The sequence below is a fragment of the Mediterranea massiliensis genome (assembly GCF_900128475.1).
Taxonomy (GTDB): Bacteria; Bacteroidota; Bacteroidia; order Bacteroidales; family Bacteroidaceae; genus Bacteroides; species Bacteroides massiliensis_E.
On the sequence record NZ_LT635832.1, the window covers coordinates 15,237 to 37,841 of the forward strand.

Annotated in this window: 13 protein-coding genes; 12 read left to right on the forward strand and 1 reads right to left on the reverse strand. The window is 55.7% G+C overall.

What is annotated here, in order from left to right; all coding sequences use genetic code 11:
• Positions 1-3: 3 nt before the first annotated feature.
• From BQ7483_RS00275 to BQ7483_RS00290, 4 genes are all read left to right on the forward strand, one after another.
• Positions 4-2,286, forward strand: a complete 2,283-nt coding sequence (locus tag BQ7483_RS00275; protein WP_072544414.1) for a hybrid sensor histidine kinase/response regulator — start codon at positions 4-6, stop codon at positions 2,284-2,286.
• Between the two features lie 173 nt (positions 2,287-2,459).
• The gene (locus BQ7483_RS00280) at positions 2,460-6,926 is read left to right on the forward strand and encodes a translocation/assembly module TamB domain-containing protein (RefSeq protein WP_083535608.1); all 4,467 of its coding nucleotides are present in this window, start codon (positions 2,460-2,462) and stop codon (positions 6,924-6,926) included.
• A gap of 29 nt (positions 6,927-6,955) precedes the next feature.
• Positions 6,956-9,319, forward strand: coding sequence for a translocation and assembly module lipoprotein TamL (tamL, locus tag BQ7483_RS00285; protein WP_072544415.1), 2,364 nt, complete (start codon positions 6,956-6,958; stop codon positions 9,317-9,319).
• Between the two features lie 114 nt (positions 9,320-9,433).
• Positions 9,434-10,345 (forward strand): glycosyltransferase family protein, encoded by a 912-nt coding sequence (locus tag BQ7483_RS00290; RefSeq protein WP_072544416.1) that lies wholly within the window; start codon positions 9,434-9,436, stop codon positions 10,343-10,345.
• Here BQ7483_RS00290 and BQ7483_RS18120 read toward each other — a convergent pair.
• A complete protein-coding gene (locus BQ7483_RS18120) occupies positions 10,342-10,476 on the reverse strand; it encodes a hypothetical protein (RefSeq protein WP_262493905.1) in 135 nt (44 codons plus the stop codon). The genes BQ7483_RS00290 and BQ7483_RS18120 overlap by 4 nt on opposite strands.
• A gap of 261 nt (positions 10,477-10,737) precedes the next feature.
• Here BQ7483_RS18120 and BQ7483_RS00295 point away from each other — a divergent pair, with 261 nt between their 5' ends.
• The 8 genes from BQ7483_RS00295 to rodA all read left to right on the forward strand — a co-directional run bounded on the left by BQ7483_RS00295 (position 10,738) and on the right by rodA (position 22,605).
• A complete protein-coding gene (locus BQ7483_RS00295) occupies positions 10,738-12,696 on the forward strand; it encodes an ABC-F family ATP-binding cassette domain-containing protein (RefSeq protein ID WP_072544417.1) in 1,959 nt (652 codons plus the stop codon).
• Between the two features lie 36 nt (positions 12,697-12,732).
• Positions 12,733-14,769, forward strand: a complete 2,037-nt coding sequence (locus BQ7483_RS00300) for a M13 family metallopeptidase (protein ID WP_072544418.1) — start codon at positions 12,733-12,735, stop codon at positions 14,767-14,769.
• 309 nt (positions 14,770-15,078) lie between these two features.
• Entirely contained in the window at positions 15,079-16,605 is a 1,527-nt protein-coding gene (gene purH, locus BQ7483_RS00305) for a bifunctional phosphoribosylaminoimidazolecarboxamide formyltransferase/IMP cyclohydrolase (RefSeq protein WP_072544419.1), read from the forward strand.
• Positions 16,606-16,723: 118 nt separating this feature from the next.
• Positions 16,724-17,746, forward strand: a complete 1,023-nt coding sequence (locus BQ7483_RS00310) for a rod shape-determining protein (RefSeq protein ID WP_022020314.1) — start codon at positions 16,724-16,726, stop codon at positions 17,744-17,746.
• A gap of 116 nt (positions 17,747-17,862) precedes the next feature.
• Positions 17,863-18,702, forward strand: a complete 840-nt coding sequence (gene mreC, locus BQ7483_RS00315) for a rod shape-determining protein MreC (protein ID WP_072544420.1) — start codon at positions 17,863-17,865, stop codon at positions 18,700-18,702.
• 58 nt (positions 18,703-18,760) lie between these two features.
• Positions 18,761-19,267, forward strand: a complete 507-nt coding sequence (gene mreD, locus BQ7483_RS00320; RefSeq protein WP_022020312.1) for a rod shape-determining protein MreD — start codon at positions 18,761-18,763, stop codon at positions 19,265-19,267.
• A 22-nt stretch (positions 19,268-19,289) separates the two neighbouring features.
• A complete protein-coding gene (gene mrdA, locus BQ7483_RS00325; RefSeq protein ID WP_072544421.1) occupies positions 19,290-21,158 on the forward strand; it encodes a penicillin-binding protein 2 in 1,869 nt (622 codons plus the stop codon).
• Positions 21,139-22,605 (forward strand): rod shape-determining protein RodA, encoded by a 1,467-nt coding sequence (gene rodA / locus BQ7483_RS00330; protein WP_072544422.1) that lies wholly within the window; start codon positions 21,139-21,141, stop codon positions 22,603-22,605. Before mrdA ends, rodA begins: the two co-directional genes overlap by 20 nt.

Sequence of the window (22,605 nt, forward strand, 5' to 3'; positions counted from 1 at the left end):
CCTATGCGTACCAAGACCCATGTTTCGCGTGTGAAGATCACTTTGGGCTATGCCTTGATGCTGGCCGTGCTGCTGTTCTCCCTGTTCTTCGTCAATCGGGAGATGGGCAATCTGACCCTTTCCGAGGATCGCAACATGCAGTGGGAGGACAGCCTGATGACCTTGCTCCGCGAAAAGGACGAGAATACCATCCGCCTGCTGCGCATGATGAGTGCGGCCAGCGACAGCCTGATTTCCACCAACGACATCGAGCAGATGATAGCCCAGCACGACACCATCATCATCCGCCAGCGGGTGCAGCAGCATGTGGTGAAGCGGCGCGACACCATCCGGACGCCCAAGAAGGAGAAGAAAGGGTTCTTCAAGCGCTTGGGGGAAGTTTTCGTGCCTCCCAAGGAAGATACGACGGTCCAGATCCGCACGTCGACCGAAGTGGCAATGGACACTCTCTACGATACCTACAATCCGGTGGACTCCCTGCAGGAGCGGCTGAAGGCCGTAACCCAGAAGCGGCAAGAACAGCAGGTGACGGTGCAGCGGCGCCAGCGCTACCTGCGTGGATTGGACAAAATGCTCAACGCCCGCATCGACAGCCTGCTGAAAGGTTATGAACAGGAAGTGCTGCTTCGGGCCCGCGAGGCGGACGAAAGGCAGGAGCGGGTGCGGCAGCGCTCGGCCCGTATCATCGGAGGCATTGCCGTGGGTGCCGTCTTGCTTTCCGCCTTTTTCCTGATGCTGATCGGACGTGACGTGACCCGCAGCAACCGTTACCGCCGTGAACTGGAAGAGGCGCGGCGCCGGGCCGAGGACTTGCTCGCTACGCGCGAGAAGTTGATGCTGGCCATCACGCACGACTTCAAGGCACCGCTGGGGTCTATCATGGGGTATGCCGACCTGTTGTCACGCTTGACCGTCGACGAGCGGCAGCGTTTCTATCTGGACAACATGAAGACTTCGTCGGAACATCTGTTGAAGCTGGTTACAGACCTGCTCGACTTCCATCGGCTGGACTTGCATAAGGCTGAAATCAATCGCGTCAGCTTCCATCCGGCCCGTCTGATGGAGGAGATTCGGGTGAGCTTCGAGCCGTTGACGGCAGCCAAAGGACTGGCTCTGCATTGCGAGACGGCTCCCGAGCTGGACGGGACCTTTATCTGTGACCCGTTGCGCCTGCGTCAGATCATCAACAACCTGTTGTCCAATGCCGTGAAGTTTACCGACCGGGGAGGCATTACCCTGACCGCACGCTATGAAGACCGGATGCTGGTCGTAGCGGTAGCCGATACAGGGAAGGGCATGGAGCCGTCCGACCGCGAACGTATCTTTCAGGAGTTTACCCGGCTGCCGGGAGCGCAGGGCAAGGAAGGGTTCGGCCTCGGCCTGTCCATCGTGAAGATGCTGGTACAGTTGCTCGAGGGTTCCATCGAGGTAGACAGTGTGCCTGGAAAGGGAAGCACCTTCACCGTGCGGATCCCCATCTATCCCGTACACATTGACAAGGCGGCCGATACGGTGGAGGAGGAACGTCCTGCTGCCGGTCACGAGGAACAGGTACCTGTGGTGAAGCGGGCCTTGCTCATCGACGACGACCGTATCCAGCTGACTCTGACGGCGGCTATGCTGAAACAGGGTGGACTGGATTCCGTCTGCTGCCAGCAGCCGGATGAGTTGCTCGATGCCTTGCGCGGTGAACCGTTCGATGTTCTGCTGACCGATGTACAGATGCCGGCCATCAGCGGATTCGACCTCTTGAATCTGCTTCGGGCTTCCAATATTCCGCAGGCACGTATCATTCCCATCATTGCCGTAACGGCGCGGAGCGACATGCAGCGCGAGGAATTTGTGGAGCATGGTTTCTCGGGTTGTCTGCACAAGCCCTTTACCGTGGCCGAACTGTTGGCCGAATTGTCGCAGAAAGCCTTGGTCGGGGAAGTGCCCCAGCCGCCTCCCGTTTCCACATCGCAGGGTTATAATTTTGCGGCACTGACCGCCTTCTCGGCCGACGATGCCGAGGCTTCGCGCACTATTCTGGAGAGTTTCGTTGCGGAAACCCGTCGGAATGCCGGCCGGTTAAGGCAGGCGGTCGATGAAGGTGATGTGTCGGAAATGGCAGCCGTATCCCATAAGATGATACCTTTGTTTATCATGCTCGAAGCATCCGGACTGGTGGCCTTGTTGAGAAGGCTGGAAGGAGCATCGGGACAGCCTCTCTCCGAAGACTTGCTTGAGGCGGCATCGGAAGCCTTGAAGCGGATAGAAGATGTGTTGGAAGCTGCTCCACTTTAAGCGTTCAATCGTGCTTATTTCGGGAAAAACTAACTTTTTTCGTCAGAATTTGTTTACTTTGTACTCAAATACGTGATGTTGTGACAGAAGAGACTCCGATAAAGAAAAAAAGACGATGGTTACGGGTATTGCTGTGGGTGTTGCTTACGCCTGTTGCCTTGTTTACGCTGCTCATGGTGCTGCTTTATGTGCCCCCTGTGCAGAACTTCCTGCGTAGACAGGCTACGGCGATTGCCTCCGAGGCTACCGGCATGGATATCTCCGTGGAGCGCATTGATTTGCGCTTCCCCCTCAATCTGTTGGTGCGTGGCGCTTTGGTGGTGCAACCGGCCGATTCAACGGGGCAGGGCATACAGGCTCCCGATACGTTGCTCGACCTTGGCAGTCTGAATGTGCGCATTCAGGCGTGGCCTTTGTTGCATGGCCGGGTGGAAGTGGATCATGTAACCCTGAGTGATGTCTCTGTCAATTCGGCCGATTTGCTGGAGGGAATGCGTGTGGAAGGACAGCTGGGCCGTTTCTTCTTGAAAAGCCATGGTGTAGATCTGGTAAAGGAAGAAGTGGTGCTCAACGAGGTGGAGCTGGAAGATTCCCGGGTGCATGTGCTTCTGTCCGATACGACGGCTTCCGAACCAGAGGACACGACTTCGGCTCCGGTCAAGTGGAAGCTGACTTTGCAGAACTTGAAGCTGAAAAACTTGTCTGCCAGTCTGGCCATGCCGCTGGACACGACAACGCTGTCTGCACAGATTGCCGAACTGGGGATTACCGATGCGGAGGCTGATTTGGGTGCCCAGCGTTATGGCTGGCAGCGTTTTCGCCTTTCAGGGGCGTCGGTGCGTTATGATGTCGGTTCGGGACGTCCGGCTGAAGGATTCGATGCGTCGCACATCGCTCTTCGTGACATCCGGTTGGGCATTGATTCGGTGCTCTATTATGGTCGTAACATGAACGCCGTGATTCAGGAGTTTGCCTTGAACGAGCGGTCGGGGCTCAGCGTTTCGTCGCTGACGGGTCGTGTGTTTGCCGATTCCACATTGATACAGATTCCCCGGTTGCGGTTGCTGACGCCTCACAGCGAGGTGAAGTTGGCTGCCCAGACATATTGGGAACTCGTCGAGATTCCTACGACAGGTCGTCTTTCTGTCCGCCTGGATGCTCGTATCGGCAAGCCGGATGTGCTTCTTTTTGCCGGCGGATTGCCCGAGGCATTCAAAAAAGCCTATCCGTTCCATCCCTTGGTCGTTCGTGCCGGTACGGAAGGAAATCTCAAGCAGATGCAGATATCCCGCTTCCTGGTGGACCTGCCCGGTGCCTTTACCATGAAGGGCGGCGGTGAGTTGTGGAATGTCACTGACAGCCTGACCCGTTCCGTTCAGATGGATTTCGATATGCAGACCCGTAACCTGGACTTTCTGACGACACTGGCCGGTGTGGCGGGTGACGGCACGTTGGCCATCCCCGACAGCATGCACCTGGCTGCCAAGGTGGGCTTGGAAGGTAACCGTCTGTCATCGGACCTGAAGATAAAGGAGGGGAGAGGACGTCTTGCCCTGGATGCCTTTTACGATTTGTCGACCGAGGCCTATCGGGCCGATTTGTCTGTAGACTCCCTCCAGCTCCATCACTTCCTGCCCAAAGACAGTCTGTATGAACTGACGATGCACGCTGCGGCTCGGGGCAGGGGAGTGGATTTCTTGTCCCGGCGGACCGTGGCCGACGCTTCGCTCCGGCTGGATGCCCTCCAGTATGGTAAGTGGCATTTGTCGGGAGTCAATCTGAAAGCCGGTCTGAAGTCGGCCTTGGCTTCTGTGAACCTGACCAGCGACAACGCATTGCTGAAGATGCAGGCGGATGGCAGTATGAGGCTCGACCGTAAGTATTTGGACGGTGCGGTAGATTTGGATGTGTCGCGGGTCGGCTTGTATGAATTGGGGCTTATTCCCGAACGCCTGAAACGTCCGTTGGCTTTCCGTCTGGAAGGGGAGGTGCGGCGAGACACGGTGCGGATGGAACTGTCGGCAGGCGACTTGAACCTGTGGCTGCGGGCACGGGGAACGGTGGACAAGCTGATGGAGCAGAGCAATCAGTTTGCCGACCTGCTGATGAAACAGATTGAGGACCGGAGGCTTGATCATGCGGCTTTGCGACGGGCACTTCCATCGGCTGGCATGTTTGTAAAGGCTGGCGAAGACAATCCGGTAAACGACCTCCTGGCCCAGTATCACATGGGTTTTCATGAAATGAAGTTGAGCTTCGGCTTTACTCCTGAATGGGGTATCAACGGTCGTACTTCCATCCACGGCCTGCATACCGATTCGTTGCAGTTGGATACTGTCTTCTTTGCCGTCCATCAGGATACGACACGGATGAGGCTGCAAAGCGGTGTCATCAACAATGCCCAAAATCCTCAGTTCGTGTTCCGCAGCACGCTGACGGGTGAAATCCGGAGCGAAGACGCCGAACTGACACTGGATTTCGAAGACGAGAACGGTGAAAAGGGTATTCTGTTCGGCGTCAATGCCCGACCGTTGAACGAAGGACACGGGAAGGGAAACGGTGTATTGCTGAATCTCATCCCCGAGAACCCCATCATTGCCTACCGCAAATTTACCTTTGCGGATCAGGCCAACTGGATTTATCTGCACAAGAACATGCGCGTCTATGCCAATGTGGATATGGACAGCGATGACGGCATCTGTTTCCGTATGCAGTCCAATCGGCAGGATACGGTGTCGTTGCAGAATATGAACGTGGAGCTGAGCCGTTTCCGTCTGAGCGAGCTCAGCAAGGTGATGCCTTATCTGCCCCGTCTCACCGGCTTGTTCTCAGCCGAAGCCCAGTATATCCAGACGGAGAACTCCCTACAAGTGTCGGCCGAAGCCAATGTACAGAAGCTTACTTATGAAGGACAGCCTGTGGGCGATGTGGGGCTGGGCGTGACTTGGTTGCCGGGCGAGGGAAATACGCATTATCTGAGCAGCTACTTCCTGTACAACAATCAGGATGTGCTGAGTGCCGACGGTACGCTGGTGCAACAGGGTGAAAAGAATGTGATGGACATCAGCGCGAACATTACCCGTTTGCCGCTGGCCATTGCCAACGCCTTTGTCCCCGACCAGATGGCGACGCTTCAAGGGCGGGCTGACGGTGAGCTCCTCATCGGGGGAAGCATGGATCAGCCGACCGTTGACGGAAGCCTGTCGCTGGACAGTGCCAATGTGTACGTCAAGATGTTGGGCTCCCGCTATTGGATGGACAACCGTCCCATCCGGCTGGAAAACAACCGGCTGGTGTTCGACAAATTTGCCATCTATACCACCAGCGACAATCCCTTTGCCATCAATGGCTATGTGGACTTCCGCAACATGGAGCGGCCGACGGCCGACCTTACCCTACGGGCCAACAACTATACCTTGCTCAATGCCAAGCGGACACGTGAAAGTCTGGTCTACGGCAAGGTTCTGGTCGACATGTTGGCTACGGTAAAAGGTCCGCTCGATGCGCTGAAGATGAGGGGAAACATGAACTTGCTGGGAACTACCGACGTGACTTACGTGCTGACCGACTCACCGCTGACGGTGGAAGACCGTCTGGACGGACTGGTATCTTTTGTGTCCTTCCGTGATACGACGGCAGCGGCTTCGGCGGCGGTAGCAAATGTGCCTCTCGGTGGCATGGACATGCTGATGTCTGTCCACATTGACGATGCGGTGCGCCTGCGGGCCGACCTGAGTCCCGACCGTTCGCAATACATCGAGCTGGAAGGCGGAGGCGACCTTTCCTGGCAATATACCCCTCAGGGAGACATGAGCCTGACGGGACGTTATACGTTCAGTGGAGGCGTCATGAAATTCTCGTTGCCCGTCATTCCGCTGAAAGAGTTTCAGATTGTCAGCGGCAGTTATGTGGACTGGCGGGGCGATGTGATGGACCCGACGCTGAACCTGAAGGCGCAGGAACGTATGCGTGCCTCCGTGGCCGACGGTGACGACGGCAGTGGTTCGCGCATGGTGAACTTCGATGTTTCCATTGCTTTGAAGGGACGGCTGGCAAGTCCCGAACTGGTGTTCGACCTGTCGGCTCCCGAAGATGCCACCGTGGAGAACCAGTTGCAGGCCATGGGTGCCGAGGAACGCAGCAAGCAGGCCATTACCATGATGGCGACGGGAATTTACCTGAATGACAGCGGCAAGGGAGGCGGACTGACCATGGGCAGTGCCTTGAACAGCGTGCTGCAGAGTCAGATCAACGCCCTGGCCGGTGGAATGAAGGGCGCCAGCTTCAGTGTCGGCATCGAGGACCGTACATCTGCCGAGACCGGCGACAAGCAGACCGACTACAGTTTCCGTTACTCCCAGCGCCTCTTCAACGACCGGGTGCAGATCATTATCGGCGGTAAGGTGTCGACCGGAGCCAATGCCACCAATGATGTGGAGTCGTTCATCGACAATATCTCGCTGGAATACAGACTCGACGCTTCGGGTACCCGATACATCCGTGCCTTCCACAACAAGAACTATGAGAGTGTGCTCGACGGGGAGATTACCGAAACGGGTGTCGGTCTGGTACTGCGCCGCAAGATGGACCGCCTGAGCGAGCTCTTTATTTTTAGAAAGAAGAAAAAGGGAGAACCCTGACGTCCATCCGCAAGTTTAACGAGAACGATATGAAGAAGATTATATCCTACATAACAGTCCTGATGCTTTTGGTTGCCTGCTCTACCACGAAGAACCTGCCGGAAGGGGAAGTGCTCTACACCGGGCAGAAGCCTATGGTGATACACAATCCCTATCCGACACCGGTGGGCGAGACCGCAATCGAGGAGGTGGAAGCTGCCTTGGCCACCGCTCCCAACAATTCGCTGCTGGGCAGCTCGACGGTGCGTATCCCTTTTCCCCTTGGCCTGTGGGTGTACAATGGTTTTGTGAAATACGAGAAAGGACTGGGCAAGTGGATATTCAACCGTTTTGCAGCCAAGCCCGTACTGATGTCGTCTGTCAATCCGGACATCCGCATCAAGGCGGCTTCCAACCTGCTGCGCGATTACGGCTACTTCAACGGGACGGTGGGGTACGAAACGTTTGTCGACCCCAAGGACTCGCTCAAGGCCAAGATACAATATACCGTGGACATGCGCAATCCGTACATGATAGATACGGTGACCTATCAGGGGTTCAGCAACCGGACGCAACGCATCATGGAACTGGGTCGCCGCCGTTCGCTCATCAGTCCGGGCGAACAGTTCAACGTGCTCGACCTGGATGGCGAACGGACCCGCATCAGCACCCTGCTGCGCAATGTGGGCTGCTACTATTTCCGTCCCGATTATCTGACTTTCCAGGCCGATACGACGCTGGTGCCCGGCGGACACGTCAGCATGCGCATGATTCCGGTGCCGGGCATGCCTGCCGTAGCCGAGAAGCCCTTCTATCTGGGGCGCAAGACGGTGGAAATCTTGGGCAAGAACGGGGAGGCGCCCAACGACAGCGTGGACTACAACGGGCTGCGTATTTATTTCCACGACAAGCTGCGGGTACGCCCCAACATGTTATACCGCTGGACCAATTACAAGGGCTTCCGCCTCAAGCGTCAGGTGCAGGACAGTGCGGGCATCAGCCGGCAGCGGTCGGCCGAGAACCTGTACAGCCTCTATCGGCAGACGCGTGTGCAGGAGCGTCTGGCCAACGTGGGCATCTTCCGTTACATGGAGATGCAGTTCACACCCCGTGACACGGCCTTTGTGTCTGATACGCTCGATGTCAATATCCGTACGGCTTTGGACAAGCCCTATGATGCCGAGCTGGACTTCAACATCAAGATGAAGAGCAACAACCAGGTGGGGCCCGGTGCCTCCTTTACCCTGACCAAGAACAATGTGTTTGGTGGCGGTGAGAGCTGGAACGTGAAGCTGACAGGCTCCTATGAATGGCAGACGGGTGGTGACCATTCCTCCCTGATGAACAGCTACGAATACGGCATCTCCACGTCGCTGACCTTCCCGCGTGTGGTCTTTCCGCGCATGGGCGACCGTGAGTACGACTTCCCGGCCACGACTACCTTCCGCCTCTATGCTGACCAGATGAACCGTGCCAAGTACTACAAACTGCTGGCTTTCGGCGGCAATGCTACCTACGATTTCCAGCCCAAGCCGACGAGCAAGCATAGCTTCACTCCTTTCCGGCTGACGTTCAACGTGCTGCGCGACCCCACCCAGGCCTTCCTTGACCTGCAGGCCGAGAATCCGGCCCTGTACATCAGTCTGCGCGACCAGTTCATCCCCGCCATGGAGTACACCTATACCTACGATGATGCCTCGATACGCAAGAATCGCCGGAGCACGCACTGGTGGCAGACGACGGTTACCTCGGCGGGCAATCTGGTCTCCTGCCTGTACCAGGCTTTCGGTCAGTCGTTCGGCAAGCAGGAGAAGGAATTGCTGGGCGTACCGTTCGCCCAGTTCTCCAAGCTGAACAGCGAGTTCCGCTACAACTTCCGCATCGACCGTAACCAGTCGCTGGCGGCCCGTGTGGCGGCCGGTTGTGTGTGGTCGTACGGAAACATGCTCTCGGCCCCCTATACCGAGCAGTTCTATATCGGCGGAGCCAACAGTGTCCGTGCTTTTGCCGCCCGCAGCATCGGTCCGGGCGGCTATGCGCCTGCCAACGAGGAAACAGACAAGTATGGCTTCATCAACCACGTGGGCGACATCCGTTTCGAGGCCAATGTGGAGTACCGCTTCCGCATCATCAGCGACCTGCACGGGGCCGTCTTCCTCGATGCGGGTAACGTGTGGCTGCTCCGTGCCGACGAGGGCCGTCCCAATGGCGAGTTCTCGTTGAAGAAGTTCCCCGAACAGATTGCGTTGGGTACGGGATTCGGCCTGCGCTACGACCTGGACTTCCTCGTCTTCCGTCTGGATTGCGGTGTAGCCCTCCACGATCCTTCTGCCGTGGGACAGTCGGGATATTACAATATTGCTAAGTTCAAGGACGGGTTGGCCCTGCATTTTGCCATCGGTTATCCGTTTTAGAGGGATTTTGCGCCGATGTCCAAAGATTGTATCATTTTTTTTGCATATCCTGCGGTTTATTTCTTACTTTTGTGCGTTGAAACAGGAAACACTAACCTTTAAATAATAACAAATATGAAACCTACTCTCTTTTTACTGGCAGCCGGTATGGGCAGCCGTTACGGTGGTTTGAAGCAATTGGACGGACTGGGTCCCAACGGTGAAACCATTATGGACTACTCCATCTATGACGCCATCAAGGCCGGATTCGGCAAACTTGTTTTTGTGATCCGCAAGGATTTTGAAAAAGATTTCCGCGAGAAGATTCTTTCCAAATACGAAGGCCACATCCCCTGCGAGCTGGTGTTCCAGTCGCTCAACGACCTGCCCGAAGGCTTTATCTGTCCCGAGGGCCGCACGAAACCGTGGGGTACGAACCATGCCGTGCTGATGGGCGAGAAGGCCATCCAGGAACCGTTTGCCGTCATCAACTGCGACGACTTCTATGGACGCGATTCCTTCCAGGTGATGGGCAAGTTCCTGGCAGCGCTGCCCGAAGGTTCGAAGAACGTTTATGCCATGGTAGGCTTCCGTGTGGGCAACACACTGAGTGAGAGCGGTACCGTGTCGCGCGGCATTTGCTCTACCAATGACCAACACCTGCTGACTTCCGTTGTAGAACGCACCAAGATTCAGCGCATCGACGGCGAGGTGAAGTACATCGACGACAACGGCGAATGGACGGCAACTCCCGAAACGACTCCCGTCAGCATGAACTTCTGGGGCTTTACTCCCGACTACTTCGGTTACAGCAAGGAATACTTCAAGGGCTTCCTTTCCGATCCGAAGAACATGGAAAACCTGAAGAGCGAATTCTTTATCCCGCTGATGGTGGACAAGCTCATCAACGACGGTACGGCCACGGTCGAAGTGCTCGACACCACCAGCAAGTGGTTCGGCGTGACTTACCCCGAAGACCGCCAGAGCGTGGTAGACAAGATCAAGGCGCTGGTCGATGCCGGCGAATATCCTGCCAAGCTGTTCTAAACGAATAAGGTACCTATACCATACAGAGCCGCCACGGCTGCCAACGGGCAGTCGTGGCGGTTTGCTTTGGGGAGATGGGTGGTCGGGTTGTCGGACGATGTTCTGCCACGGGTTTTGATACAGTGCTTCATGACCCTCTGACACAGTGCTTCGTCACCCGCTCATGCAGTGCTTCGTCAGGGTGTCATGCAGTACTTCGTTGGCAGGTCATGCAGTGCTTTGTCAGAGTGGAAGAAAGCGTGTTGTGGAAAAACGTGCATTCGGACGGTCGCTTTGTCTGATAAAAATCCTTTCGTTCTTTTAATAAAAGGCTGAATGACAGATTTCATTTTGTATTTCCCTCGGTTTGCACTACCTTTGCATGCTCAAATAAAAATGACATTGTTACAATTATGATATCTGTAGAAGGACTGAAAGTGGAATTCAACGCCACGCCCCTGTTCGAGGACGTGTCCTACGTCATCAACAAAAAGGACCGCATCGCCCTGGTGGGCAAGAACGGAGCGGGCAAATCGACCATGCTGAAGATACTGGCCGGATTGCAGCACCCTACGGCAGGCACGGTGTCCGTTCCCCGCGACTGTACCATCGGCTATCTGCCGCAAGTGATGGTGCTGAGTGATGAGCGGACGGTGATGCAGGAGGCCGAGCTGGCCTTCGAACACATCTTCGAGATGCAGGCCGACATCGAGCGCATGAATCAGGAACTGGCCGACCGTACCGACTACGAGAGTGAAGACTATCAGAAACTTATCGACCGCTTCACGCACGAGAACGACCGTTTCTTGATGATGGGCGGCACCAACTATCAGGCCGAGATAGAGCGCACGCTCCAGGGCTTGGGATTCAGTCGCGAAGATTTCGACCGCCCCACGAGCGAATTTTCAGGCGGTTGGCGCATGCGCATCGAGCTGGCCAAGCTGCTGCTCCGCCGTCCCGACGTGCTCCTGCTGGACGAGCCTACCAACCATCTGGACATCGAGTCCATCCAGTGGCTGGAGAATTTCCTCGCCACGCGCGCCAATGCCGTGGTGCTGGTCAGCCACGACCGCGCTTTCCTGAACAACGTCACCACCCGCACCATCGAAATCTCCTGCGGACATATCTACGACTACAAGGTGAAGTACGACGAGTTTGTCGTGCTGCGCAAGGAGCGCCGCGAGCAGCAGCTCCGTGCCTACGAGAACCAGCAGAAACAGATTGAGGACACCGAAGCCTTCATCGAACGCTTCCGCTACAAGGCTACGAAGGCCGTGCAGGTGCAGAGCCGCATCAAGCAGCTGGAAAAAATTGAACGCATCGAGGTGGACGAGGAAGACAACTCCGCCCTGCGTCTGAAGTTCGTTTGCTCCAGCCGGAGCGGCAACTATCCCGTCATTTGCGAGGACATGGCGAAAGCCTATGGCGACCATGTGGTCTTCCACGACGTCAACCTCACCATCAACCGTGGCGAGAAGGTGGCCTTTGTGGGCAAGAACGGTGAGGGTAAGTCCACGCTGGTGAAGTGCATCATGGGCGAGATAACCGACTATACGGGCAAGCTGACGCTGGGACACAACGTGCAGATAGGCTACTTCGCCCAAAACCAGGCGCAGCTGCTGGACGGCGAGCTGACGGTGTTCGACACCATCGACCGCGTGGCCGTGGGCGACATCCGCCTGAAGATACGCGACATCTTGGGCGCCTTCATGTTCGGCGGCGAGGCCTCGGACAAGAAGGTGAAGGTGCTCAGCGGCGGCGAGCGCACCCGCCTGGCCATGATCAAGCTGCTGCTCGAACCGGTGAACTTCCTCATCCTCGACGAGCCGACCAACCACCTGGACATGCGCTCCAAGGATGTGCTGAAGGAAGCCATCCGCGACTTCGACGGCACGGTGATTGTCGTAAGCCACGACCGTGATTTCCTCGACGGACTGGTGACCAAGGTCTATGAGTTCGGGGGCGGGCTGGTGAAGGAACACCTGGGTGGCATCTACGACTTCCTGCAGAAGAAACAGATCGAGAACCTGAACGAATTGCAAAAAACGCCCTCCCTGTCGGAGTCGCCCACGGGAGCCAAGAAGCCGTCTGCTGCGGATGCTCCCCAAGCCTCGTCGGGCCGCCTGTCCTACGAAGAACAGAAGGAGCTGAACAAGCGCCTGAAGAAGCTGGAGCGGCGCGTGGCCGATTGTGAAGCCGAAATCGGTCAGACGGAAGCTGCCATCTCCATTCTCGAAGCGAAGATGGCTACACCCGAAGGCGCTTCGGACATGTCGCTCTACGAGCAGCATCAGAAGCTGAAGGAGCAGCTCGACCGCGCCATGGAAGAATGGGACGCCGCTTCGACAGAGCTCGAAGCAGCCAAGAAATAAAGACGAAATAGATAAACCCTTTAAAACGATAACATTATGAATTTGAAAAGTTACTTTTCTGTTGCAGCCCTTTGCCTGGCATTGGCCTCCTGCAACTCGGGCAAGCAGCCTGCCACGCTGACGGCGGGCATCGACCTTGCCAATCTGGACACGACCGCTCTGCCGGGTACCGACTTCTACGAGTATGCCTGCGGCGGTTGGATGAAGAACAATCCCCTGACCGACGAGTATTCCCAGTATGGCTCGTTCACCATCCTGGCCGAGAACAACCGCAAGCAGATCCAGGGCCTGATTGAGGAACTGGCCGCTACGCAACACGAGGCAGGAAGCATCGCGCAGAAGGTGGGTGACTTGTACAAGATTGCCATGGACAGCGTCAAGCTGAACAAGGAGGGTGTAGCTCCCATTCAGACCGAGCTCGACCAGATTGCTGCCTTGAAGGACAAGAAGGACGTCTATCCGCTCCTGGCCGAGATGTACAAGAAAGGCATCGCCGCCTATCTGGCGCTCTATGTGGGTGCCGACGAAATGAACAGCAGCATGAACGCTGTTCAGATGGCCCAATACGGCCTGAGCATGGGCGACCGCGACTATTATCTGCTCGACGATGAGGCTACCGTGAAGATTCGCGAGGCCTTCAAGGAACATGTCAAGAAGATGTATCAGCTGGCCGGCTTCGATGCCGCTACCGCCGAACAGGGCATGAAGACCGTGATGGACGTGGAAACCCGTCTGGCCAAGGCTTTCCGCTCGCGCGTGGAGCTGCGCGACCCGCATGCCAACTACAACAAGATGGCGATGGCCGACATCAAGAAGCAGTACGCCTCCTTCGACTGGGATGCCTATCTGAAGGGACTCGACCTGAATAATGTCAACGAAATCATCATCGGCCAGCCCGCTTCGCTCGAGGCTTCGGTCAAGATTATTGACACCCTGCCCCTCGACCAGCAGAAGCTCTACCTGCAATGGAAGCTGATTGACGCCGCCGCCAACTACCTGAACGACGCCATGAAGGAGCAGAACTTCGACTTCTATAACCGCACGATGTCGGGTGCGCAGGAAATGCAACCCCGCTGGAAGACGGCCGTAGGCGTGGTAAGCTCGACGCTGGGAGAAGCCGTCGGACAGATGTATGTGGAGAAGTATTTCCCCGCCGCCGCCAAGGAACGCATGGTGACCCTTGTAAAGAATCTGCAGACGGCTTTGGGCGAGCGCATCCAGGCGTTGGAGTGGATGAGCGACTCTACCAAGGTGAAAGCCATGGAGAAGCTTGCTACCTTCCATGTGAAGATTGGTTACCCCGATAAGTGGAAAGATTATAGCGCACTGGAAATCAAGGATGATTCTTATTGGGCAAACATCGAGCGTGCCAACCTGTGGGGACACGCCGAAATGGTGGCCAAGGCCGGCAAGCCTGTTGACAAGGACGAGTGGCTGATGACGCCTCAGACGGTGAACGCCTACTACAACCCGACAACCAACGAAATCTGCTTCCCTGCCGCCATCCTGCAACCGCCTTTCTTCGATATGAACGCGGACGATGCCTTCAACTACGGAGCCATCGGTGTGGTAATCGGCCACGAAATGACGCACGGATTCGACGACCAGGGCCGCCAGTACGACAAGGACGGTAACCTGAAAGACTGGTGGACGGAAGAAGACGCCAAGAAGTTCGAAGAACGTGCCAACGTGATGGTAGCTTTCTTTGACAGCATCGAGGTGGCTCCTGGTGTGCATGCCAACGGCAAGATGACGCTGGGTGAGAACATCGCCGACCATGGCGGCTTGCAAGTTGCCTTCCAGGCCTTCAAGAACGCCACGGCTGGTGCCCCGCTCGAAGTGAAGGACGGCTTTACGCCCGAACAGCGTTTCTTCCTGGCTTATGCAGGCGTATGGGCCAACAACATCCGTCCTGAAGCTGTACTCCAGCTGACGAAGATTGACGTACACTCGCTGGGCGAATGGCGTGTGAACGGTGCCTTGCCTCATATCGGCGCATGGTACGATGCCTTTGGTATCACCGACAAGGACCCGATGTTCATTCCTGTAGAGAAGCGCGTTTCAATCTGGTAAAATATCCTTCCATGCCGATGCGCCTGTACGCATCGGACGGAAGACTTCAGGAAATGCCCGTCCTCCCCGTTGTGGAAGGTCGGGCATTTCTTGTCAAGGAGGAAAGCAGTGTTTTCCGAGGGCGAAAGCATCGTTTTCCGAGGAAGAAAGCAGTGCTTTCCCGACGGAGGCAGTCGGGGGAGGAGAGAGGCGTAAACTTCTCATTCTTTTAATTATAGTAAATTTCTTGCCAAGGAATAGGTGGGTAAACCAACAAAATTTGTAACTTTGCGGGGTTATTATACATATACGCATAAAAACCATATAACCATGACGGAAGCAAAGAGAATCAAAACAGCATTGGTATCCGTTTACCATAAAGACGGTTTGGACGAAATCATCAGCAAACTGCATGAAGAAGGAGTGGAATTCCTCTCGACAGGCGGCACCCGCCAGTTCATCGAAGGACTGGGCTATCCCTGCCGTGCGGTGGAAGAGCTCACCACCTATCCGTCCATCTTGGGCGGCCGCGTGAAGACCCTCCATCCGAAAGTATTCGGAGGCATCCTGTGCCGCCGCGACGTGGAGCAGGACAGACAGCAGATCGAAAAATATGAAATCCCCGAAATAGACCTCGTCATCGTAGACCTCTATCCGTTTGAGGCAACCGTAGCCAGCGGAGCACCCGAGGCCGACATCATCGAGAAAATCGACATAGGCGGCATCTCGCTCATCCGCGCCGCTGCCAAGAACTACAAGGACGTGGTCATCGTCGCTTCTCAGGCCCAGTACCAACCCCTGCGCGACATCCTGATGGAGCACGGCGCCACGACGTCGCTCGAAGAACGCCGCTGGTTTGCCAAGGAGGCCTTTGCCGTTTCTTCCAACTACGACTCGGCCATATTCAACTACTTTGACGGCGGAGAGGGAAGCGCCTTCCGCTACTCGGCCAACAACCAGAAGACCCTGCGCTATGGCGAGAACCCCCATCAGAAGGGTTACTTCTACGGCAATCTGGACGAGATGTTCGACCAGATTCACGGCAAGGAAATCTCCTACAACAACCTGCTGGACATCAACGCAGCCGTAGACCTCATTAACGAATTTGGCAACGAAACCACCTTCGCCATCCTGAAACACAACAACGCTTGTGGCCTGGCTACCCGCCCCACGGTGCTCGAGGCTTGGGAGGATGCCTTGGCTGGCGACCCCGTATCGGCTTTCGGCGGTGTGCTCATTACGAATGCCGTTGTCGACAAGGCGGCTGCCGAGGAAATCACGAAAATCTTCTTCGAAGTCATCATCGCTCCTGACTATGATGTGGACGCTCTCGAAATCCTGGGACAGAAGAAGAACCGCATCATCCTGGCCCGCAAGCAGGGCAAGCTGCCCACCAAGCAGTTCCGCTCGTTGCTGAACGGCGTGCTGGTGCAGGACCGTGACCTCAAGGTGGAAACTCCCGAAGACCTGAAGGTAGTGACCGTCAAGGCTCCTACCGCACAGGAAATAGACGACATGCTCTTCGCCAACAAGATTGTGAAGAACTCCAAGTCCAACGCCATCGTACTGGCCAAGGGACATCAGCTGCTGGCCAGCGGTGTGGGTCAGACGAGCCGTGTAGACGCCTTGAAGCAGGCCATCGAGAAGGCCAAGAGCTTCGGTTTTGACCTGCACGGAGCCGTGATGGCCAGCGACGCTTTCTTCCCCTTCCCCGACTGTGTGGAGATTGCGGGCAACGAAGGCATCACCGCCGTCATCCAGCCGGGCGGAAGCATCAAGGACCAGCTGAGCTTTGACTATTGCAACGAGCATGGCATCGCCATGGTGACAACCGGTTTCCGTCACTTCAAGCACTAAAAATAATGAAGAATGAAGAACGAAGAATGAAGAATTTGAGCGTGTCAAAGTGCGTGCCTGGATTCTCGTTTTCCGTTCTTCATTCTTAATTCATCATTCTTAATTCTTCATTAAAAAGATGGGATTATTCTCTTTTACCCAAGAAATAGCCATGGACCTGGGTACGGCCAACACCATTATCACCTCGGGTGGTAAGATTGTGGTGGACGAACCTTCCGTTGTGGCCCTCGACCGCCGTACGGACAAGATGATTGCCGTGGGCGAGAAAGCCAAGCTCATGCACGAGAAGACGCATGAGAACATCCGCACCATCCGCCCCCTGCGCGACGGCGTCATCGCCGACTTCTACGCCTGCGAGCAGATGATACGCGGACTCATCAAGATGGTGAACACCCGTCACCGCCTCTTTTCGCCTTCGCTCCGCATGGTCATCGGCGTACCCTCGGGCAGTACGGAAGTGGAGCTCCGTGCCGTGCGCGACTCGGCCGAGCATGCCGGCGGACGTGACGTCTACCTCATCTTCGAACCCATGGCCGCCGCCATCGGTATCGGCATCGATGTGGAGGCACCCGAAGGCAACATGATTGTGGACATAGGTGGCGGTTCGACCGAAATCGCCGTCATTTCGCTGGGAGGTATCGTGTCGAACAACTCCATCCGCATCGCGGGCGACGACCTTACGGCCGACATTCAGGAGTACATGAGCCGCCAGCACAACGTGAAGGTCAGCGAGCGTATGGCCGAACGTATCAAGATACATGTAGGAGCCGCCTTGACCGACCTGGGCGACGATGCTCCCGAAGACTATATCGTGCATGGTCCGAACCGCATTACAGCCCTGCCGATGGAAGTACCTGTATGCTATCAGGAAGTGGCCCACTGCCTGGAGAAGTCCATCTCGAAGATTGAGACCGCCATCCTCAGCGCGCTGGAGAATACGCCGCCCGAGCTGTATGCCGACATCGTGCACAACGGTATCTACCTGGCCGGTGGAGGCGCTCTGCTTCGCGGACTCGACAAGCGTCTGACGGACAAGATCAACATCCCCTTCCACATCGCCGAAGACCCCTTACATGCCGTTGCCAAGGGTACAGGTGTGGCGCTGAAGAACGTAGACCGTTTCTCGTTCCTGATGCGATAACTTTATCAGCGGTTAGTTGTAAGCAGTTGACGGTGCGTATTCCTGCCTTGGGGACTACTTGCCGTTGACCACTTGCCGCTAACCGTTCATCATTAACCCACTAACCGCTAATTATCGTGCGCGACCTCCTTAACTTTCTGCTGAGATACAGCCATTGGTTTCTCTTTCTGCTGCTCGAGGCCCTTTGCCTGGTGCTGATAGGGCGGACCGCACGCTATCAGCAGAGCGTATTCTTTTCGTCGGCCAACTACGTGGTCGGGAAGGTATACGACATGGCGGGTGTCGTCACGTCCTATTTCCACCTGAAGGATGCCAACGAGGACTTGCTCGACCGCAACATCTGGCTGGAGCAGCGCGTGGCTTTTCTGGAGAAGGCTTTGGCCGACGAGACAGGTGACACTCTGACATCCAAGGTGGCAGGCAAGCCATTGCCGGGTGGTTATTGGACCTTCAAGGCACATGTGATAAAGAACAGTCTGACGCTGGCCGACAACTACATTACGCTCGACAAGGGAAGCGCGTCTGGCGTCCGTCCCGATATGGGGGTGGTAGGTGCCGCGGGTGTGGTAGGCATTGTCTATCGCACGTCGCCCCGCTATTCGCTGGTCATCCCCTTGCTCAACAGCAAGTCCAGCGTCAGTTGCAAGATTCAGGGCAGCGACTACTTCGGCTATCTGAAGTGGGAAGGCGACGATCCCTGTTACGCTTATCTGAAGGACCTGCCGCGCCATGCGGAGTTCAGTTTGGGCGATACGGTGGTAACCAGCGGCTTTTCCTCCGTCTTTCCCCAGGGGTTGATGGTAGGGACGGTGGACGATATGGCCGACTCGAACGACGGCCTTTCCTATCTGCTCAAGGTGAAGCTGGCAACCGACTTCGGCAAGTTGGGCTCGGTCCGTATCCTGGCGCGTAGCGGGCAGGCTGAGCAGAAGGCACTTGAAAAGACGGTCGATTGAGTTGGAATAAGGAGAATGAAAGGAAGTAGCAATAATTAAACAAACGGATTGTTGACGCATGGCAATTAGCTATCTATATAAAGCTGTCTGGCTCGTGGTGCTGGTTTTGTTGCAGGGCTTGGTGCTGAACAACCTGCACATTGCGGGATATGCTACGCCTTTTCTCTACGTGGTGCTCATCCTGCAGTTCGAGAACGACGTGAAGCCCTCGAACCTGATGTTGTGGGCCTTTGCCGTCGGCCTGCTGGTCGATGTCTTTTCGGACACTCCGGGCATGAATGCGGCAGCTTCCGTATTGATAGCCTTTCTGCGCCCCACGCTGTTGAGGCTCTTTGTTCCCCGCGACGTGCAGGAGACACTGGTGCTTTCCATGCACTCCATGGGAGTAGGCGTTTTCCTCAAGTATATCGTGTCTGCGGTATTCATTCATCACACAGCCTTGTTCCTGCTGGAGTTTTTCTCGCTGGCCCATCCGCTGGACCTGTTGCTGCGCATTCTCTCTAGTACCATACTGACAACGGTTTGTATCTGGGCCCTTGAACTCTTCAGGCAGCGTGGCAAGTGACGGGCAATATATAAATTGACTGATGGCGAAAGACTATACATTTGAAAAGAGAAAGTATGTGCTGGGGGCGGTCGTAATATTGGTCGTCCTTCTGTACATTGTGCGCCTGTTCGGTCTTCAGATTCTTTCGGACAAGTACAAGCGCTATGCTGACAGCAATGCTTTCCTCAACAAGATACAATACCCTTCCCGCGGAGCCATTTACGACCGCAACGGCAAATTGCTCGTTTTCAACCAGCCGGCCTATGACGTGACGTTTGTACCGCGCGAGGTGGAAAATCTTGATACACTTGACTTCTGCCGTTCTTTGGGCATTACGGAGGAGCAGTTCATGCAACGGATGACTGATGTGCGCGACCGCAGAAAGAACCCGGGTTACTCCAAGTATACGCCCCAGGTGTTCATGACACAGCTGTCTGCCGAGGAGTGCGGCATCTTTCAGGAAAAATTGTTCAAGTTCCCAGGCTTTTCCATCCAGCGGCGTACTATCCGGCAGTATTCCTACAATTCGGCCGGCCACGTGCTGGGCGATATCGGTGAAGTGTCGATGAGCGACATTGAGAAGGACGACTATTACATCCGTGGCGACTACATCGGCAAGCAGGGCATTGAACGTTCCTATGAAAAATATCTGCGCGGCGAGAAGGGCGTGGAAGTGCTTCTGCGCGATGCCCACGGTCGCATACAGGGGCATTATATGGACGGGAAGCTCGACCGCCCTTCTGTGCCTGGCAAGAACCTGAAACTGGGTATCGATATCGACCTCCAGATGCTGGGCGAACGCCTGATGCAGAACAAGATCGGGGCTATCGTAGCCATTGAACCGAAAACCGGCGAGATACTCTGCATGGTGTCGTCGCCCAACTTCGACCCGCACATGATGATAGGCCGCCAGCGAGGCAAGAACCATCTGCTGCTCGAAAAAGACCGTCAGAAACCTTTGCTGAACCGCGCCATCATGGGTACCTATCCGCCCGGTTCCACTTTCAAGACCACGCAAGGCCTCATATTCTTGCAGGAAGGCATCATTCAGGAGGAAACATCTTTCCCCTGCTCGCACGGATTCAGTTACCGCGGCCTGAAGGTGGGATGCCATGGTCATGCCTCTCCCCTGCCGTTGATACCTGCCATTGCCACTTCGTGTAACGCTTATTTCTGTTGGGGATTGTATCGGATGATTGGCGACCGCAAGTATGGTTCGCCCCAGAATGCGCTTACGGTGTGGAAGGATTACATGGTGTCGCAGGGATTCGGATATAAGCTGGGAGTCGATTTGCCGGGTGAGTTGCAAGGATTCATTCCCAATGCCCAGTACTACGACCGGGCTTATCGAGGCTCATGGAACGGATTGACCATCATCAGTATCGCTATCGGACAGGGTGAAGTTCTTGCTACTCCCTTGCAGATAGCCAACCTTGGAGCTACGATAGCCAACCGCGGACACTTCATCACGCCCCATGTCGTGAAGGAAGTTGAAGACAATTCGTTGGACAGCCTCTATACGGAAATGCGGACGACCGGCATCAGCCGTGATTATTACGAAGACATTGTCGAAGGTATGAGGGCGGCCGTCACAGGAAGTACAGGCAGTGGTACCTGCCGCCTGGTGGGGACCTTGTTGCCCGGTGTGGAGGCTTGTGGCAAGACGGGTACAGCACAGAATCCGCATGGAAAGGACCATTCGGTGTTCATGGGTTTTGCTCCGAAGGATGATCCCAAGATTGCCATTGTGGTATATGTGGAGAACGGTGGCTGGGGAGCCACGTACGGCGTGCCCATCGGTGCCTTGATGATGGACCAATATTTGCACGGCAAGCTCTCGCCGCAGAACGAGGCGCTGGCCGAAGACTTCAGTAATCGTGTGATTTTCTATGGTAACGAGGAGAGATAGTGTTTGGAAAACGGTGGACTGGGTGACGATTGTCATCTACCTGCTGCTGGTTGTCGGCGGGTGGTTCAGTGTGTGTGGTGCCAGCTATGATTATGTGGACCGCGACTTTCTGGACTTCAGCACGCGTGCGGGTAAGCAGTTTGTGTGGATTGTCTGCTCATTCGGTTTGGGCGTGGTGCTGTTACTGCTCGACGATATGTTCTATGATACCTTTGCCTACCTCATTTATGCCGGCATGCTGCTGTTGCTACTAGTGACCATCTTTATTGCGCCCGACACGAAGGGCTCGCGCTCGTGGCTCATCCTGGGACCGGTCAGCATTCAACCCGCTGAGTTTGCCAAGTTTGCCACGGCCTTGGCGTTGGCTAAGTTCATGGGGGCATATGGTTTTGTGCTTCATCGTTGGCGCAGCGTGCTGACCATTGCCTTCCTCATTCTCTGTCCGATGCTGCTCATCGTGGGGCAGCGCGAGACGGGTTCGGCTCTGGTTTATCTGTCCTTTTCGCTGATGCTCTATCGCGGGGGTATGCCGGGAGCCGTGCTGTTTGCAGGAGTCTGTGCCGTGGTCTATTTTGTTGTCGGCATCCGTTTCGGCGATGTTTGGATGTTTCAGGATACCACTTCGGTCGGTGAATTCTCTGTGTTGTGTCTCATTCTGATTTCTGTACCTGCGTTGCTGCGGGTCTATCTGCCCGAGAACAGCCGTGTACGGTTGTGGCCTTTGGCTGCTTCGGGTGTAGGCGTGGTGTTGCTGGCCTGTGCGTTGTCCGGTTGGCTGTGGGCCTTCAACGTGGTGTATGTCCTGTGGGGGCTTTGTGCGGTGGCCGTCGGTTGGCTGTTCTACATGCTGCTGCGTGAGCGGAGGCGGGTGTATGCCTTCATTGCGGTTTTCCTGATAGCGTCGGTCGGTTTTCTGTATTCGTGTGATTACGTGTTCGACCGCGTGCTTGAACCCCACCAGCAGGTGCGCATCAAGGTCCTTTTGGGTCTGGAGGAAGATTTGGCGGGAGCTGGCTACAACGTCAACCAGTCGAAGATTGCCATCGGTTCGGGCGGATTGTGGGGAAAAGGTTTTCTGAACGGCACACAGACCAAGCTGAAATATGTACCCGAGCAGGATACTGACTTTATCTTCTGTACGGTGGGCGAAGAGGAGGGCTTTGTCGGCTCCGTTTCAGTGCTGTTGCTGTATATGGCGCTCATTCTGCGTCTCATCTGGCTGTCCGAACGCCAGCCGACGGTTTCGGGCCGTGTCTACGGCTATTGTGTGATGGGGGTTTTCTTCTTTCACCTGTTTATCAACGTGGGCATGGTGCTGGGATTGACGCCCGTTATCGGCATTCCCCTGCCGTTTTTCAGTTACGGAGGTTCTTCGTTATGGGGATTCACCATCCTGCTTTTTGTTTTCCTGAGGATTGATGCAGCCCGCGGGCTTCGGATGCGATAG